The organism is Metaplanococcus flavidus (assembly GCF_042675885.1).
GTDB lineage: Bacteria > Bacillota > Bacilli > Bacillales_A > Planococcaceae > Planococcus > Planococcus flavidus.
Map to the genome: position 1 here is coordinate 228254 of NZ_JBHTKI010000008.1, position 13707 is coordinate 241960.

Below are 13707 nucleotides of genomic sequence, written 5' to 3' on the forward strand. Positions count from 1 at the left end.
CTAGTCCTCCATTGCTTCCTGCAATTTACGGATTGCCAGCTGAGCAGCCTGCTGTTCCGCTTCTTTTTTGGACCGTCCATTCCCAATGCCCAGCTCTTTGTCGGCCAGTGTGACGCGCGTTACAAATATGCGGCTGTGCGCAGGTCCTTTTTCATCGATAATTTCATAGCTCAATGTTCCGGAATTCTTTTGCTGCACGATTTCCTGCAATTGGCTCTTATAATCCATCACATGCGAAAAAGCACCGATTTCCACTTTCGGGAAAAGAATCACTTCCAGGAATGAAACGACCGGTTCGAGTCCCTGATCCAAGTACAAAGCCCCTACAAATGATTCGAATACATCAGCAAGCAGTGCCGGACGCGTGCGCCCGCCGGTCAGCTCTTCGCCTTTGCCAAGCAGGATGTATTTTCCGAAGTTCAGCTCATTTGCAAAAATTACAAGTGAAGGCTCGCAGACGATTGTTGCCCGCAATTTCGTCAATTCCCCTTCGCTCATATCGGGATATTTCATATAAAGATAATGGGAAACCGATAATTCCAACACCGCGTCACCCAGAAATTCGAGGCGCTCGTTGTCCGTGAATTTTTTTCGGCGATGCTCATTCACATAAGATGAATGGGTGAAAGCTTGATAGAGCAGTGCAGGATTTTGAAAGTTGACATCCAGTTCCTGTTGAAGCTGTTGGAACGCTTTGATGACACTTTCTTTCAGCACTCCAGGCTTTTGTGAGTTTACGTTTTTTTTCATTGCCATTTTTATCTGCCTTCCTATGATGTTCTTCCATCAATTTTACCTGTTTTCGAACTTTAACGCAAAAAAGAATTGACGCATAATCGCTCCAGTTGCAGGCGATTATGCGTCAAGGTCATTCTATTCATATTAAAATTTACGCTTGTTTCTTCTCAATGTAAGAAACGGCGTCTCCTACTGTAGCCATACCTTCTGCATCTTCATCAGAAATTTCCATATCGAATTCGTCTTCAAGCTCCATAACCAATTCAACTACATCCAATGAGTCCGCACCAAGGTCTCCTGTGAAAGAAGCTTCAAGTTTCACTTCATTCTCTTCTACACCCAGACGATCCACGATTACTTTCGTTACTCTCTCCAATACTGTTGCCAATGTCGTCACCTCCCCTCAATGCAGTATACAGAAAACCGAATTACATGACCATCCCGCCGTCAAGATGCAGCGTCTGGCCAGTCACATAAGACGCTTCATCCGATGCCAGGAACAATGCGGCTTTCGCCACTTCTTCCGGCTTGCCAAAACGGCCAAGCGGAATTTGTGCCATCATCGACTGTTGAATTTCTTCATTCAACCCATCTGTCATATCAGTGGTAATAAAACCTGGCGCGACTGCATTCGCAGTTATGCCCCTGCTCGCCAGTTCACGTGCTGTCGTCTTCGTCAAACCGATGACACCCGCTTTTGAAGCGACATAATTCGCCTGGCCCGCGTTGCCCATTACGCCCACGATTGAAGCGATATTGACGATCCGGCCGGAACGCTGTTTCATCATCTGGCGCGTAACCGCCTTCGTGCAGACAAACACACCTTTCAGATTGGTGTTGATGACATCATCCCATTCGTCATCTTTCATCCTCATCATCAGATTGTCGCGGGTGATTCCAGCGTTATTGACCAGAATATCAACAGAGCCGAAAGTGGACATCGCTTCTTCGACCATCGCTTTAACAGCTTCTGCATCCGAAACGTTCGCTTTTACTGCGATTGCTTCGCCGCCATTCTCTTTGATCGCCTCCACCACAGCTTCCGCTTTCTGCTGGCTGCCGCTGTAATTGACGACTACCTTCGCTCCCGCTTCCGCAAAGCGTCTGGCGATTTCAGCTCCGATGCCTCTCGAAGCACCCGTGACAATTGCAGTCTTTCCTGTAAGGTCGCTCATTTTTTCAGCTCCTCTATCGCTTTTTCGCAGGACTCCAAATCGTTTACAGGCAATACAGTCACCGAACGGTCAATTTTTTTCACTAAGCCGCTCAATACTTTGCCAGGACCGATTTCAACGAATACCGTGACTCCCAGTTCGATCATTTTGCGTACCGATTGTTCCCATAAAACCGGAGAGTGTAATTGGCGGACCAGAAGATCCTGAATCTGCGCAGCATTCGTTTCCGCTTCCGCGTTCACATTGGCTACTACAGGAACGTGGGCATCCAATAGAAATGCTTTGCTTAAAACTTCCGATAGATCCTGTGAAGCCGGACGCATCAATTCGGAATGGAACGGGCCACTGACATCGAGTGGAATTGCACGTTTAGCCCCGTGTTCTCTTGCCAATTTGCAAGCTTCCTCGACTGCCGCTTTATTTCCGGATATAACGATTTGGCCCGGACTGTTCAAGTTCGCCAATTGCACCACACCGGTTGAATCCGTCACACGATCTGTAATTTCTTCAAGATCTTTGCTTTCCATTCCAAGAATCGCAGCCATTGTTCCTTCACCGGCAGGTACAGCGTCATTCATGAAAAGTCCGCGCTGATGTACGATTTTCACGGCATTTTCAAACGTCATGACACCGGAAGCAACCAACGCACTGTATTCTCCCAAACTGTGGCCCGCTGTGTAGGATGGCACAATGCCTTCCCGCGCCAAACGTTCCGTAATCATCGAGCTGACTGTCAATAATGCCGGTTGCGCATGATATGTAAGGGTCAGCTCTTCCGCTGGCCCTTCGAGCATCAATGTGGATAACTCGAGGCCGAGTTCGTTATCAGCTATATCAAAAAAACCGCGGCTTCGTTCGTCGCTTAAAAAGCTTTCGCCCATTCCGATTGTCTGGGAACCTTGTCCTGGATAGATAAATGCTATTTTCGTCATTCTGCCTGCTCCTTTTTCACCGTGTTGTAGATCGTGCCGGTAACATCAAATTCAATCATCGTACGGGTCTGGCGGATTGCATTGAAAAAAGCATTGCTGTTGGATGAACCGTGCGCTTTGATGACGGGTGCTTTCAGGCCGAACAAGCCCGCTCCACCATACTCACTGTAATCCAGCATCCCTTTCAAACCGCGCATATCCTCTTTTACGACTGCAGCTGCCAGTTTGTTCTTCATTGAAGAAGTAAAAACATCTTTGATCATCGCGAAAACATTCATCGCGGTGCCTTCAATCGTCTTTAATACCATATTTCCTGTAAACCCATCCGTCACCACAACGTCTGCTGCTCCGTTCAATAAATCACGGGACTCCACATTGCCGATAAAATTGATCGGGGCTTCCTTCAATAACGGGAATGCCGCTTTTGTCAGGTCATTGCCCTTTTTCTCTTCCGTGCCAATATTCAATAAACCGACAGTCGGATTTTGAATGCCGCGGACTTTTTCGGCATAGATGCTGCCCATGATGGCATATTGGACAAGATGCTCCGGACGCGCTTCGGCGTTCGCTCCCATATCCAGCATCACAAAGCCTTTACCGTCAATAGTCGGCAATGTCGGCGCCAGCGCCGGACGGTCTATTCCATCGATACGTCCGACTATAAACAGCCCTGCTGACATCAGGCCGCCCGTATTGCCGGCAGAAACGCAAGCGTCAGCTGTTCCATCTTTAACCGCCTGCGCCATCCGCACCATCGAAGCGTCCTTCTTCCTTCTGACCGACCGCACTGGGTCATCCTCGGCTTCGATCTTTTCTTCACAATGGAAAATTGTCAATCGCTCATGATCCTTCAAATATGACTGCATTTTTTCCTGATGGCCGAAAAGTTGGATTTCCAGATCTTTGAATTCTTCCAGCGCTTTAAATACACCTTCAATTATTTCTTTTGGAGCGTTGTCACCGCCCATTGCATCTACTGCTATCTTCATATAACTTCACCTTCACTTTGCTCCGTCATTCGATACATCTCAAATGTGCCGATAAAAACTGTTACCTGGTCAACCGTTGAAACGACTTTTACAAATGCCCTGTTCTTTTCTGGTTGCCTTTCGCTCACTACAGCTTTTGCCACAATCCGCTGTCCCGCCTTGACGGGACGCAGGAATTGCAATTCCGATTTCACAGTCAATGCCAGCTCTTCATTCATAACCGCCACAGCCAGTGAATTCGCCTGAGCAAACAAGTGATGCCCACGGGCTATCTGATTGCGCTGAAAAACATGTTCCGGTTTGACATCAAAAATAGATATCGCTTTTTCATCCAATTCGATATCGATGATTTCACCGATCACTTCATCAATCGGAAGTGACTTCACTTCATCTTCAAAAGTTTTTACAGCCACGTGTTTTATTCGCTCACGCAGTTCCGGAATCGCCAGTTCCATTCGGTCGAGCCTGATTGTCTGTACACTGACATCAAATTCAGCCGACAGCTCTTCGTCTGTCACGAACGGATTTTCAACTATCGATTTCTTTAACGCTGTTTGCCGCTCTCTTTTTGTACGTTTCACATTGTCACCGCCCGCTATTAGCACTTGGTACTAATATCAGTATATGGAAATAAAAAAAAGAATGCAAGGGCGAATCTCATCCCCCACATCCTCAATCCAGCCGTGCCATCGACAATGCGCCGGATTCCTCCAGCAATCTCCGCAGGCATTCGGTTTCACTGTCGGTCCAGAATTCATCACTGTTGATCAAACTTTCCGCGTCTTTGCGCGCTGTTTCAAGTGCCCTGTAATCGTGGATCAGATCTGCCATTTTAAATTCTGGAATACCGCTTTGTTTACGGCCAAAGAAATCTCCTGGTCCCCTTAATTTCAGATCCTTCTCCGCCAACACGAAACCATCGTTCGTTTCAGTCATCGAAGTCATTCGTTCTTTACCGATTTCCGTTTTGGGATCCGCCAACAGTACACAATAGGACTGCTCACTGCCACGCCCGACACGGCCTCTCAACTGATGAAGTTGAGACAACCCGAATCGTTCGGCATCATAAATCAGCATAAAGGATGCGTTCGGCACATTGACTCCGACTTCTACGACAGTCGTCGATACCAGAACGGCAATTTCCCCTTCCGTGAAGGAACGCATCGTTTCTTCCTTTTCGTCAGAATGGAGACGTCCATGCATGAGCCCGACAGTATATTTACCGTGGAAGTAACTTGATAACTGGCTGAAAAGTTCAACCGCATTCTGAAAGTCCAATTTGTCCGACTCTTCGATCAATGGACATATGACGTAAGCTTGCCGGCCTGCGGCGAGTTCCTTTTCCATCCGTCCAACAATTTTTCCGAACATGTCTTTCTTCATCCAGAAAGTCTGGATGTCCTTGCGGCCGACCGGCATTTCGTCGATAACCGATACATCCATTTCTCCAAATGCGGAAATTGCCAGTGTACGGGGAATCGGTGTCGCAGTCATAAACAAAACATCGGGATTATAGCCTTTGTCTTTCAATACACGCCGTTGGTCGACTCCGAAACGATGCTGCTCATCCGTAATGACGAGCCCGAGTTTCTTGAACTGGACGTCGGGTTGAATGAGCGCATGGGTGCCGATAAGTACGTCGATTTCACCTTTTGCCAATTGTTCGAGTATTAACTGGCGTCTTTTCCCTTTTACTGAACCGGTCAATAAAGCTATGTTAATCGGAAACTCCCCGAACCATTCTGCCAGTGTATTGGCATGCTGCTCAGCCAGAATTTCAGTTGGCGCCATCAGCGCTCCTTGTAAACCGGCCGTTACAGTTGCATAGAGGGATATCGCAGCGACCACAGTCTTGCCGGATCCTACATCTCCCTGCAGCAACCGGTTCATGCGGAACGGTTCTTTCATATCTTTGGATATTTCATTGACCACGCGTTTTTGTGCGCCAGTCAATTCGTAGGGCAGGGATTGAACGAAATTGCGGACCTTCTCTACATCATAATCAATGAACGATCCGCCTTCTTCTTCCCGGTTCTTTTTGCGCAGCGCCTGCATTTTTAATTGGAACATCAACAGTTCCTCATAAACAAAGCGGCGGCGCGCCTGTTTCAGTGATTCACCGTCCGGTGGAAAATGAACCCATTCCAGCGCTTCAGCCAATGGCGCCAATTTATACTCCACCATAAACTTCTGTGGAATACATTCTTCCAAATCACCTTTCGCCAAATCAAGTGCCTGGCGCATCAGTTTACGGAAGGTTTTCTGGTGGATCGACCCTTTCAGGCTGTAGACTGGTTCAAAGTCCGCCCCGTCTGTGCGGGGGCCCATCGAATGATTGGACACGGTGATAATTTGCCGACCCCGGTCCCATTTGCCTGTCAGCGTAATGATTTCTCCGATGTGCAATTTGGTTTTCACATAATGCTGGTTGAAAAACACCGCCTTGATCAAATGGCGGCCCACCATCACCTGGACGGTCGTCCGTGATTTATTTTTTCCTAAAAAAAGGACGGAAGGCTCGCTTTCGACCCTTCCCTCCACAGTTACACGTTCATTATGCGGCGTGTCCACCAGATCTTTCAGCTGAAAATCTTCATGGCGGTACGGAAATGTCATAATCAGATCATCGATCGTTTCAATGTTCATTTCCTTCAAAGTTTCAGCTGCCTGTTTGCCAACGCCCTTGAGGACGGCGACACTATCTTTACTTGCCACTGCCGACCACGGCTCCGCCGAAAATTTTCGACTCCAGCCATTTGCCTGTCGGAGTTGCCGCGAGTCCGCCTTTCGCGGTTTCCTTCAACGCACTCGGCATCGACTGTCCGATTTCGAACATTGCGCCGATGACTTCATCACATGGGATGCGGCTTGTTACTCCCGCTAATGCCATGTCCGCTGCCACAACTGCGTTCGATGCGCCCATTGCGTTACGTTTCACACAAGGAACTTCCACTAATCCGGCAACCGGATCGCAAACCAGCCCCAGCATATTCTTCATCGTGATAGCAAATGCTTCCGAACTTTGCTGCGCCGTTCCCCCTGCCATTTCAACGATTGCCGCCGCAGCCATTGCCGCTGCAGAACCGACTTCCGCCTGGCATCCGCCGGCAGCACCGGAAATCGAAGCATTATTTGCTACGACAAAACCGAACGCACCTGACGTGAATAAATAACGGATCATTTGTTCCCGCGTCGGATTCAATTGATTTTTCACCGCAAACAAAGTACCCGGAACGACACCTGCAGAACCCGCTGTCGGTGTCGCACAGATTGTGCCCATCGCAGCATTCACTTCATTTGTCGCGACCGCTTTACTGACCGCATCAAGCATAAGGTTGCCCGACAGTGAATTGCCTTTTTCAATATAAGCCTGCAACAATACAGCATCTCCGCCAGTCAAGCCGGAAACCGAATGCACGCCTTTCAGCCCTTTTTCGACCGCTTCTTCCATCACAGTCAGATTGCGCTCCATCTGCACCATGATTTCTTCGCGCGTGCGCTGGGTGATGATAATCTCCTGTTCGATCATAATTTCTGAAATCAATTTATTTTCATCCTCAGCCCGTTGGACCAATTCTTTAACGTTGCGGAATAAAACATCCATTATTATATCCTCCTGTTTAATCAGCGATTCTTGTTACTTGTGTGATATTCGGCAACTGCCGCAGTTCATCCATTACCACTTTATCAACCGTCTGATCCACTTCGATGACCATCAAAGCCATTTCACCTCTTTGGCGGCGTGACACTTCCATATGACCAATGTTGATATCGTATTTATACAAACAATTGGAAACGTTTGCAATACACCCCGAACGGTCATCGTGCACCACGAGGATTGCCGGATGATTTCCTGACAGCCGAAGAGGGAAACCGTTCAATTCGGTGATTTCGATTTTGCCGCCGCCGATAGAAATACCGACCATCGACATTTCGGACTGGGCGTCGCCAATAACAACGCGCGCCGTATTCGGATGATCCGTATGGCCCGTCTCCGCAATAAATTCAAATTCCATTCCGGCCTGAGCCGCTTCTTCGAAAGAAGTTTTTATGCGTTCATCATCAGTATCGTAGTCAAGAAGGCCTCCAACAATAGCGACATCCGTGCTGTGTCCTTTATAGGTTTCAGCGAATGAGCCGTAAAGATGGATTTTTGCCCAATCCGGCTGGCGGCCGAATAAATCCCTTGCTACTCTGCCTATGCGGGCTGCTCCCGCTGTATGTGAAGAAGATGGCCCAATCATGACCGGACCGATTATATCAAAAACAGATTTGAACTTCATGGCTCAAACCCCTTTCTCTCAATTTGCGTATAGCTCCAGTTTACACGATATGAATGCTTTAGACAAAGATAATAAAGCTTTTGCACTAAGGGAGCAAGCGTCTGGAAACGAATACGAAATAAAAAACCGGCTGAAAAAAGGATAAGCTTTTTTCAGCCGATTTGAAGATCTATATAAGTTGAACAAATATATTTTAATAACCGATATTCCGCAAAACAGCTTCGAAGACATTAGCCGAAGCATGCGAGGCTAAGTCTTTGCGACGAAGCAGCGCAGCGATGCAGGAGCACTGGAGAGATTCGCACTTCGTCGAAACGACGTTGGAAAGCCAACGCCGTTTCTGCTCCCCTGGGCGTCTTCGCTGTTTTCCTCCATATCTCTTATACTATCTCAATTAAAGCCACTGTCCTAGCGCCGGCGCGGCTCAGGGACGGGGCGAAGCAATAAGACGAGTGGTCTTCTCGGCTTATTGCGGGAGCTTAGTCCAAAGCGCCGAAGCGATATGGAAAATAATTCTTTAGTTCAACCTTTCTATTCATTTATTCAACAGAAAGAATGTAAGGATAGAGCGGCTGTTTGCCGTTGTGGATTTCGACTTCCACTTCATCATTCAGTGACTCGATGTATTCGCCAAGCTTCTTCGCGTCTTCTTCCGTTACATCTTCTCCGTAAAGAATTGTAACAATTTCAGAATCTTCGTCGATGAGTTTTTTCACCAATTCTTCCGTTACATTTTCCAGCTGTTTATTTGACACGACAATCTTGCCTTCAGAAATTCCCATAAAGTCATCTTTTTTGATGGAAATCCCGTCAATTGAAGTATCACGGACCGCAAAGGTCACAGAACCCGATTTCACATGTTTGGATGCCCCGGTCATCGTTTCACGGTTTTCTTCGACACTCGCCGATGGATTAAAGGCAAGCAAAGCAGCCATTCCCTGTGGTACGTCTTTCGTCGGCACCACAGCAGCTTCGATTTCAAGAATCTCAGCGGCCTGCTCTGCAGCCATAATGATGTTTTTATTGTTCGGCAAAATCAGGACGCGCTCGGCAGAAACGGATTTGATGGCGTTGACAATGTCTTCTGTTGAAGGGTTCATCGTCTGGCCGCCCTCAATAACGTAAGACGCTCCGATGCTGCGCAATAATTCCGCGACACCTTCACCCATTGCCACTGTGACGACAGCGTATGGATGAGTCGCTTCCTGCTTTTTGCCTTCTTTTTTAAAATTTTCGCCGACAATATCGATATGCTGCTGACGCATGTTTTCTATTTTCATGCTGATCAGGCTGCCATAATCCTGGCCGTATGTAAGAACTTTCCCCGGTTCTTCGGAATGGATATGGATTTTGGCCACTTCGTCGTCCGCGATGACAAGAAGAGAATCCCCGTAAGCGCTTAAATCCGTGCGGAAGGAAGCTTCTTCAAATTGCTTTTTGCCCTCTTCGAACTTCACCATGAATTCGGTGCAATAGCCGAACTCGATATCCGCCGTATCCATAAAACCGGCAATCGTTTTATGATGTTCTGCGCTTACCAGGTCCGTCATGGAGTTATTGACATGCTTCTCAGGCAATTCCTCGCCTTTCAGACATGCTAAAAAGCCTTCATAGACATATACAAGACCTTGCCCGCCGCTATCCACTACTCCTACTTCTTTTAAAACCGGCAAGAGGTCAGGGGTTCTTTCGAGTGAAGCTTTAGCTTCCGTAACAATCCCTTCGAATACCACAATAATATCGCTTTCATCTTTTGCCAATTCGACTCCTTTGGCAGCAGAATCTTTCGCTACTGTAAGTATCGTGCCTTCTACAGGTTTCATTACCGCTTTATAGGCCGTTTCAACTCCATGCTGAAAAGCCTCAGCCAATTGCTTTGCTGATAATTCCTTTTCATTGACAATCGCTTTGCTGAATCCACGGAATAATTGGGACAGGATAACGCCCGAATTTCCGCGTGCGCCCATCAGGAGGCCTTTGGACAAGGCAGAAGCCGTCTTGCCGATATGCTCTTCCGCATTTGCTTCTGTTTCTTTTGCCCCTGATGTCATGGATAAATTCATGTTCGTTCCAGTATCGCCGTCAGGCACCGGAAAAACGTTTAATGCATCTACATAATCCGCGTTCTGGAACAAATGATGGGAACCCATCTGTACCATTTCGGCGAATTTAACACCGTTTAATGACTTCATAACCGATTCTTCCTCCTCCTACGGGTTCGTGACTCGAACTCCCTGAACATAAATGTTTACAGCCTTAACGGGCATGCCAAGTGTTTTTGTAATTGTATATTTCACTTTAGACTGCACCTGGTAGGCCACTTCAGAAATTTTGGTGCCGTAACTGATGATGACATACATATCTATGTTCAGATCGCTGCCTTCCTGGCGCACAATCACACCTTTGGCAAAATTCTCTTTTCGCAGTATATCAGTCAGTCCATCACGTATCTGATGTTTTGTCGCCATTCCTACAATGCCGTAACATTCGATTGCAGCTCCTCCAGCGATTTGAGCAATCACATCATTGGAGATATCGATTTGACCAAAGTCATTTTTTATTTCAATCGACATTAAGAATTCCTCCTCGAGTCCTATTTCACTCTTTTCATTCTACAACAAAGCTCATTATAAGAAAAGCCGGCGTTTTTGGGTGTAAAGGTTTTTTTCTTTAAAGGGATGGAAAATTAGTTGCAAACCGCAAATGTCTATGGTAAATTATTAAAGTATGTGAAATGAAAAACGAACTGAAATTCTATCATAATTTTCAGCTTCACTTGTGAGGAGGTACTTACATGGCTAAAGTATGTGCAATTAGCGGACGTAAAGCTCGCGCCGGAAATGCTCGTTCACACGCAATGAATTCGACAAAACGTACATGGGGAGCAAACCTTCAAAAAGTTCGCATCCTTGTTGACGGCAAACCGAAACGCGTATGGGTTTCTGCAAGAGCAATGAAATCAGGAAAAGTTGAGCGCGTTTAATCGTTCTCATGGATAATGCCAGGTCTGACATTCGTCAGCCTGGCATTTTTTCGTAGAGATTTTTAATTACTCTATTTGTTGAATTAAAGAATCAACTTTTTATATATCGCTTCGGCGCTTTGGACAAGGCTCCCGCTATAAGCCGAGAAGAGCACTCGTCTTATAGCTCCGCCCAGTCCTGAGCCGCGCCGGCGCTGGGTGATTAACTTTGGTTGAGAAAGTCTCTAAGATATGGAGCAAAACAGCGCAGACGCCCAGGGGAGCAGGCGAATGCCGACGAAGTGCAAGATCCACTCGGGCGAATGCCCGAGTTAGCTCAGCGCGAGCCCCCAGGCAAGCAAGCTGTTTTGCGGAATATCTACTACTGTAAATTTATTAGTTCAACACATCCAACAGTCACTAATCTTCTCCTACTCATCCGCACTTTCGATCATGATGCAGTTTCCTTCTATAAAAGAGACCTCACCTGCGCCATCTAATTCGTTGCTGATGTAGCGGGTCGAGCCGAAAGGGATCTTTTCATCATGTACCAAGTATTTGAAACCTTTCAGGCTGAAACCTGTAATTTCCTCTGCAAATGGATAAAAAGAAACAAAGCGGTATCGGCCGTCCCTTTGAATTTTATGCTTTCCTGCTTTCAGAAAACGGATGCGATTCTGTTTATTGATCAGAAAAAACTCTGTCCTGGGGTACCTCAGATGATAGGAGTAAATACCGTGCAAAGCGCTCATATAATGATCGAGACGACCGCCGGTAACGCCTGTAATAATAACTGTATCCGGATTGAAAGTCATCGCTTTTTCCAGTGCCATTTCGGTGTCTGTCTCATCTTTTTCAGCAGCTGCCGCTTCAACATCCGGCAAAATTTGTTTGATTCTGTTGAATTGCTCGACTGTAACCGAATCGAAATCCCCGACTGCTGCAGCCGGCTTGATGCCTCTCTCGATAAGGCTGAAGGCCCCTTCGTCCACTCCGATAAAAACGTCTTTAGGCCATAATGAAAAGTCCGGCAAATCTGCTGCCGGACCTCCTGCCAATATGATCACTTTCATGATATCGCCTCTTGACCAGCCTTTTTAATGCGTTGAAGAGCAGCTGCTCGGTCAACATTTCCAAAAATGGCCGATCCGGCAACAAATACATTGGCGCCGGCTTTGGCACAAGCGACAATGGTTTCTTCATTGATGCCGCCATCGATTTCGATATCGATGTCCAAGTCTTTGTCTTTGATAATTCGGGCCAATTGCTCCACTTTCGGTAATACGGATTCGATGAATTTCTGTCCGCCGAAGCCCGGATTCACTGTCATGAACAGCACCAGGTCAATGTCTTCAAGTATCGGTAAAATCGATTCTATCGGAGTATGCGGATTCAGGACGACTCCCGGTTTGACACCGAACGACCGGATCAATTGAATGGTTCTGTGCAGATGCGGACTTGCTTCAACATGAACAGTAATATAATCCGCTCCGGCTTTTGCGAAGTCTTCGACATAGCGATCAGCATTTTCAATCATCAGATGGACATCAAACGGCAGTTTTGTCAACGGACGGATCGCTTCCATGACAACTGCTCCAAATGAAATATTCGGAACAAAATGGCCATCCATAACATCGATATGGATCCAGTCAGCCCCTGCTTTTTCGACTTCCGCAATTTCCTCTCCAAGTTTCGAGAAATTTGCGGCTAAAATTGAAGGTGCAATTTTAATCATTGGAATACCTCGGCTTTCTTGTCATAATTTCTTCCAAAAATTTCAAATAGTGTTTATATCGATATTCAGGAATTTCGCCTGAATCCACCGCTGCTTTGATAGCGCATTTCGGTTCATTCAAATGGAGGCATTCCCGGAATTTGCAGCTGTTCGACCGTTCTGCCATTTCCGGGAAACAGCCTGACAGCTCTTCCTTTTCCATCGTGTCAAATTCGAAAGAACTGAACCCGGGTGTATCTGCCAGCAGACCGCTGTTTACCGCGATCAATTCCACGTGTCGAGTGGTATGCTTCCCACGATTTAAAGCTTTGGAAATATCATCGGTTTTCAGTTCAAGCGACGGCAGAATTGTATTCAGCATCGTTGACTTTCCTACCCCCGACTGCCCGGCGAGCACACTGATTTTCTCTTCCAGAACCGGCAGGAGCCGCTGCTGAAGATTCGGATCATCAATATACGTCGGAATGACTTCATAGCCGATTTTTTCGTAATCAGCTGCATACTTCATAATTTTTTCTTTTTCTGCTTCATTGAGCAAATCCATCTTGGTCAGGCAAATCACCGGTGTGATGCCATGGGATTCAATGGCGGTCAGGAAACGGTCCAATAAGAGCGGGTGAAAATCCGGCTGCTTGGCCGAAAATACAAGAAGTGCCTGGTCGATATTCGAAATTGGTGGACGAACCAGTTCATTTTTGCGTTCGTAAACGTGCAAAATGGTTCCTTCCAGGTCATTATCCGCTTTGTAATCCACAAAATCCCCGACCAGCGGCGAGATTTGCCTGTTGCGGAATACACCTCGGCCGCGGCATTGGATATACCGTTTGCCGTCCTCATCCAATACATAATAAAACCCGCTGAGCGCTTTTCTTATTTGACCTTTCGGCATATAT

At 46.9% G+C, this 13707-nt stretch carries 15 protein-coding genes; 1 reads left to right on the forward strand and 14 read right to left on the reverse strand.

Annotated elements, in window-relative coordinates; genetic code table 11:
* The 11 genes from rnc to ACFQ1X_RS06150 all read right to left on the reverse strand — a co-directional run bounded on the left by rnc (position 1) and on the right by ACFQ1X_RS06150 (position 10690).
* On the reverse strand, positions 1-756 hold the full coding sequence (gene rnc, locus ACFQ1X_RS06100) for a ribonuclease III (protein ID WP_144837385.1): 756 nt from the start codon (positions 754-756) through the stop codon (positions 1-3).
* A gap of 133 nt (positions 757-889) precedes the next feature.
* The gene (locus ACFQ1X_RS06105) at positions 890-1126 is read right to left on the reverse strand and encodes an acyl carrier protein (protein ID WP_117302720.1); all 237 of its coding nucleotides are present in this window, start codon (positions 1124-1126) and stop codon (positions 890-892) included.
* A 40-nt stretch (positions 1127-1166) separates the two neighbouring features.
* Positions 1167-1913 carry a 3-oxoacyl-[acyl-carrier-protein] reductase gene (gene fabG / locus ACFQ1X_RS06110; protein ID WP_144837388.1) on the reverse strand — a complete coding sequence of 249 codons (747 nt, stop codon included), beginning with the start codon at positions 1911-1913 and terminating at the stop codon, positions 1167-1169.
* The gene (fabD, locus tag ACFQ1X_RS06115) at positions 1910-2845 is read right to left on the reverse strand and encodes an ACP S-malonyltransferase (protein ID WP_144837391.1); all 936 of its coding nucleotides are present in this window, start codon (positions 2843-2845) and stop codon (positions 1910-1912) included. The genes fabG and fabD overlap by 4 nt, the downstream gene beginning before the upstream one ends.
* Positions 2842-3834 carry a phosphate acyltransferase PlsX gene (plsX, locus tag ACFQ1X_RS06120; protein WP_144837394.1) on the reverse strand — a complete coding sequence of 331 codons (993 nt, stop codon included), beginning with the start codon at positions 3832-3834 and terminating at the stop codon, positions 2842-2844. Before plsX ends, fabD begins: the two co-directional genes overlap by 4 nt.
* Complete coding sequence (gene fapR, locus ACFQ1X_RS06125; protein ID WP_144837397.1) at positions 3831-4415, reverse strand: transcription factor FapR; 585 nt, start codon at positions 4413-4415, stop codon at positions 3831-3833. Before fapR ends, plsX begins: the two co-directional genes overlap by 4 nt.
* 91 nt (positions 4416-4506) lie before the next feature.
* Positions 4507-6549 carry an ATP-dependent DNA helicase RecG gene (gene recG, locus ACFQ1X_RS06130; protein WP_144837400.1) on the reverse strand — a complete coding sequence of 681 codons (2043 nt, stop codon included), beginning with the start codon at positions 6547-6549 and terminating at the stop codon, positions 4507-4509.
* A complete protein-coding gene (sdaAA, locus tag ACFQ1X_RS06135; protein ID WP_144837403.1) occupies positions 6539-7438 on the reverse strand; it encodes an L-serine ammonia-lyase, iron-sulfur-dependent, subunit alpha in 900 nt (299 codons plus the stop codon). Before sdaAA ends, recG begins: the two co-directional genes overlap by 11 nt.
* Positions 7439-7454: 16 nt before the next feature.
* On the reverse strand, positions 7455-8117 hold the full coding sequence (gene sdaAB, locus ACFQ1X_RS06140) for an L-serine ammonia-lyase, iron-sulfur-dependent subunit beta (RefSeq protein ID WP_144837406.1): 663 nt from the start codon (positions 8115-8117) through the stop codon (positions 7455-7457).
* A gap of 539 nt (positions 8118-8656) precedes the next feature.
* Positions 8657-10309 (reverse strand): DAK2 domain-containing protein, encoded by a 1653-nt coding sequence (locus ACFQ1X_RS06145; protein ID WP_144837409.1) that lies wholly within the window; start codon positions 10307-10309, stop codon positions 8657-8659.
* A gap of 18 nt (positions 10310-10327) precedes the next feature.
* On the reverse strand, positions 10328-10690 hold the full coding sequence (locus ACFQ1X_RS06150; protein ID WP_144837412.1) for an Asp23/Gls24 family envelope stress response protein: 363 nt from the start codon (positions 10688-10690) through the stop codon (positions 10328-10330).
* 221 nt (positions 10691-10911) lie between these two features.
* On the opposite strand from ACFQ1X_RS06150, the gene rpmB reads away from it, so the two are divergent.
* Entirely contained in the window at positions 10912-11100 is a 189-nt protein-coding gene (rpmB, locus tag ACFQ1X_RS06155; RefSeq protein ID WP_117302738.1) for a 50S ribosomal protein L28, read from the forward strand.
* 410 nt (positions 11101-11510) lie between these two features.
* On the opposite strand, the gene ACFQ1X_RS06160 is transcribed toward rpmB, so the two are convergent.
* The 3 genes from ACFQ1X_RS06160 to rsgA are packed head-to-tail and all read right to left on the reverse strand — an operon-like array spanning position 11511 to position 13703.
* Positions 11511-12152, reverse strand: coding sequence for a thiamine diphosphokinase (locus ACFQ1X_RS06160; RefSeq protein ID WP_144837415.1), 642 nt, complete (start codon positions 12150-12152; stop codon positions 11511-11513).
* The gene (gene rpe, locus ACFQ1X_RS06165; RefSeq protein WP_144837418.1) at positions 12149-12814 is read right to left on the reverse strand and encodes a ribulose-phosphate 3-epimerase; all 666 of its coding nucleotides are present in this window, start codon (positions 12812-12814) and stop codon (positions 12149-12151) included. The genes ACFQ1X_RS06160 and rpe overlap by 4 nt, the downstream gene beginning before the upstream one ends.
* Positions 12807-13703 carry a ribosome small subunit-dependent GTPase A gene (gene rsgA / locus ACFQ1X_RS06170; protein WP_144837421.1) on the reverse strand — a complete coding sequence of 299 codons (897 nt, stop codon included), beginning with the start codon at positions 13701-13703 and terminating at the stop codon, positions 12807-12809. Before rsgA ends, rpe begins: the two co-directional genes overlap by 8 nt.
* Between the last annotated feature and the right edge of the window lie 4 nt (positions 13704-13707).

Bases quoted from the DNA above. Each gene is read 5' to 3' on its own strand.
- rnc (WP_144837385.1), bottom strand. From the start codon at position 756: ATGGCAATGAAAAAAAACGTAAACTCACAAAAGCCTGGAGTGCTGAAA.
- fabG (WP_144837388.1), bottom strand. From the start codon at position 1,913: ATGAGCGACCTTACAGGAAAGACTGCAATTGTCACGGGTGCTTCGAGA.
- fabD (WP_144837391.1), bottom strand. From the start codon at position 2,845: ATGACGAAAATAGCATTTATCTATCCAGGACAAGGTTCCCAGACAATC.
- plsX (WP_144837394.1), bottom strand. From the start codon at position 3,834: ATGAAGATAGCAGTAGATGCAATGGGCGGTGACAACGCTCCAAAAGAA.
- sdaAA (WP_144837403.1), bottom strand. From the start codon at position 7,438: ATGGATGTTTTATTCCGCAACGTTAAAGAATTGGTCCAACGGGCTGAG.
- sdaAB (WP_144837406.1), bottom strand. From the start codon at position 8,117: ATGAAGTTCAAATCTGTTTTTGATATAATCGGTCCGGTCATGATTGGG.
- ACFQ1X_RS06145 (WP_144837409.1), bottom strand. From the start codon at position 10,309: ATGAAGTCATTAAACGGTGTTAAATTCGCCGAAATGGTACAGATGGGT.
- ACFQ1X_RS06150 (WP_144837412.1), bottom strand. From the start codon at position 10,690: ATGTCGATTGAAATAAAAAATGACTTTGGTCAAATCGATATCTCCAAT.
- rpmB (WP_117302738.1), top strand. From the start codon at position 10,912: ATGGCTAAAGTATGTGCAATTAGCGGACGTAAAGCTCGCGCCGGAAAT.
- ACFQ1X_RS06160 (WP_144837415.1), bottom strand. From the start codon at position 12,152: ATGAAAGTGATCATATTGGCAGGAGGTCCGGCAGCAGATTTGCCGGAC.
- rpe (WP_144837418.1), bottom strand. From the start codon at position 12,814: ATGATTAAAATTGCACCTTCAATTTTAGCCGCAAATTTCTCGAAACTT.
- rsgA (WP_144837421.1), bottom strand. From the start codon at position 13,703: ATGCCGAAAGGTCAAATAAGAAAAGCGCTCAGCGGGTTTTATTATGTA.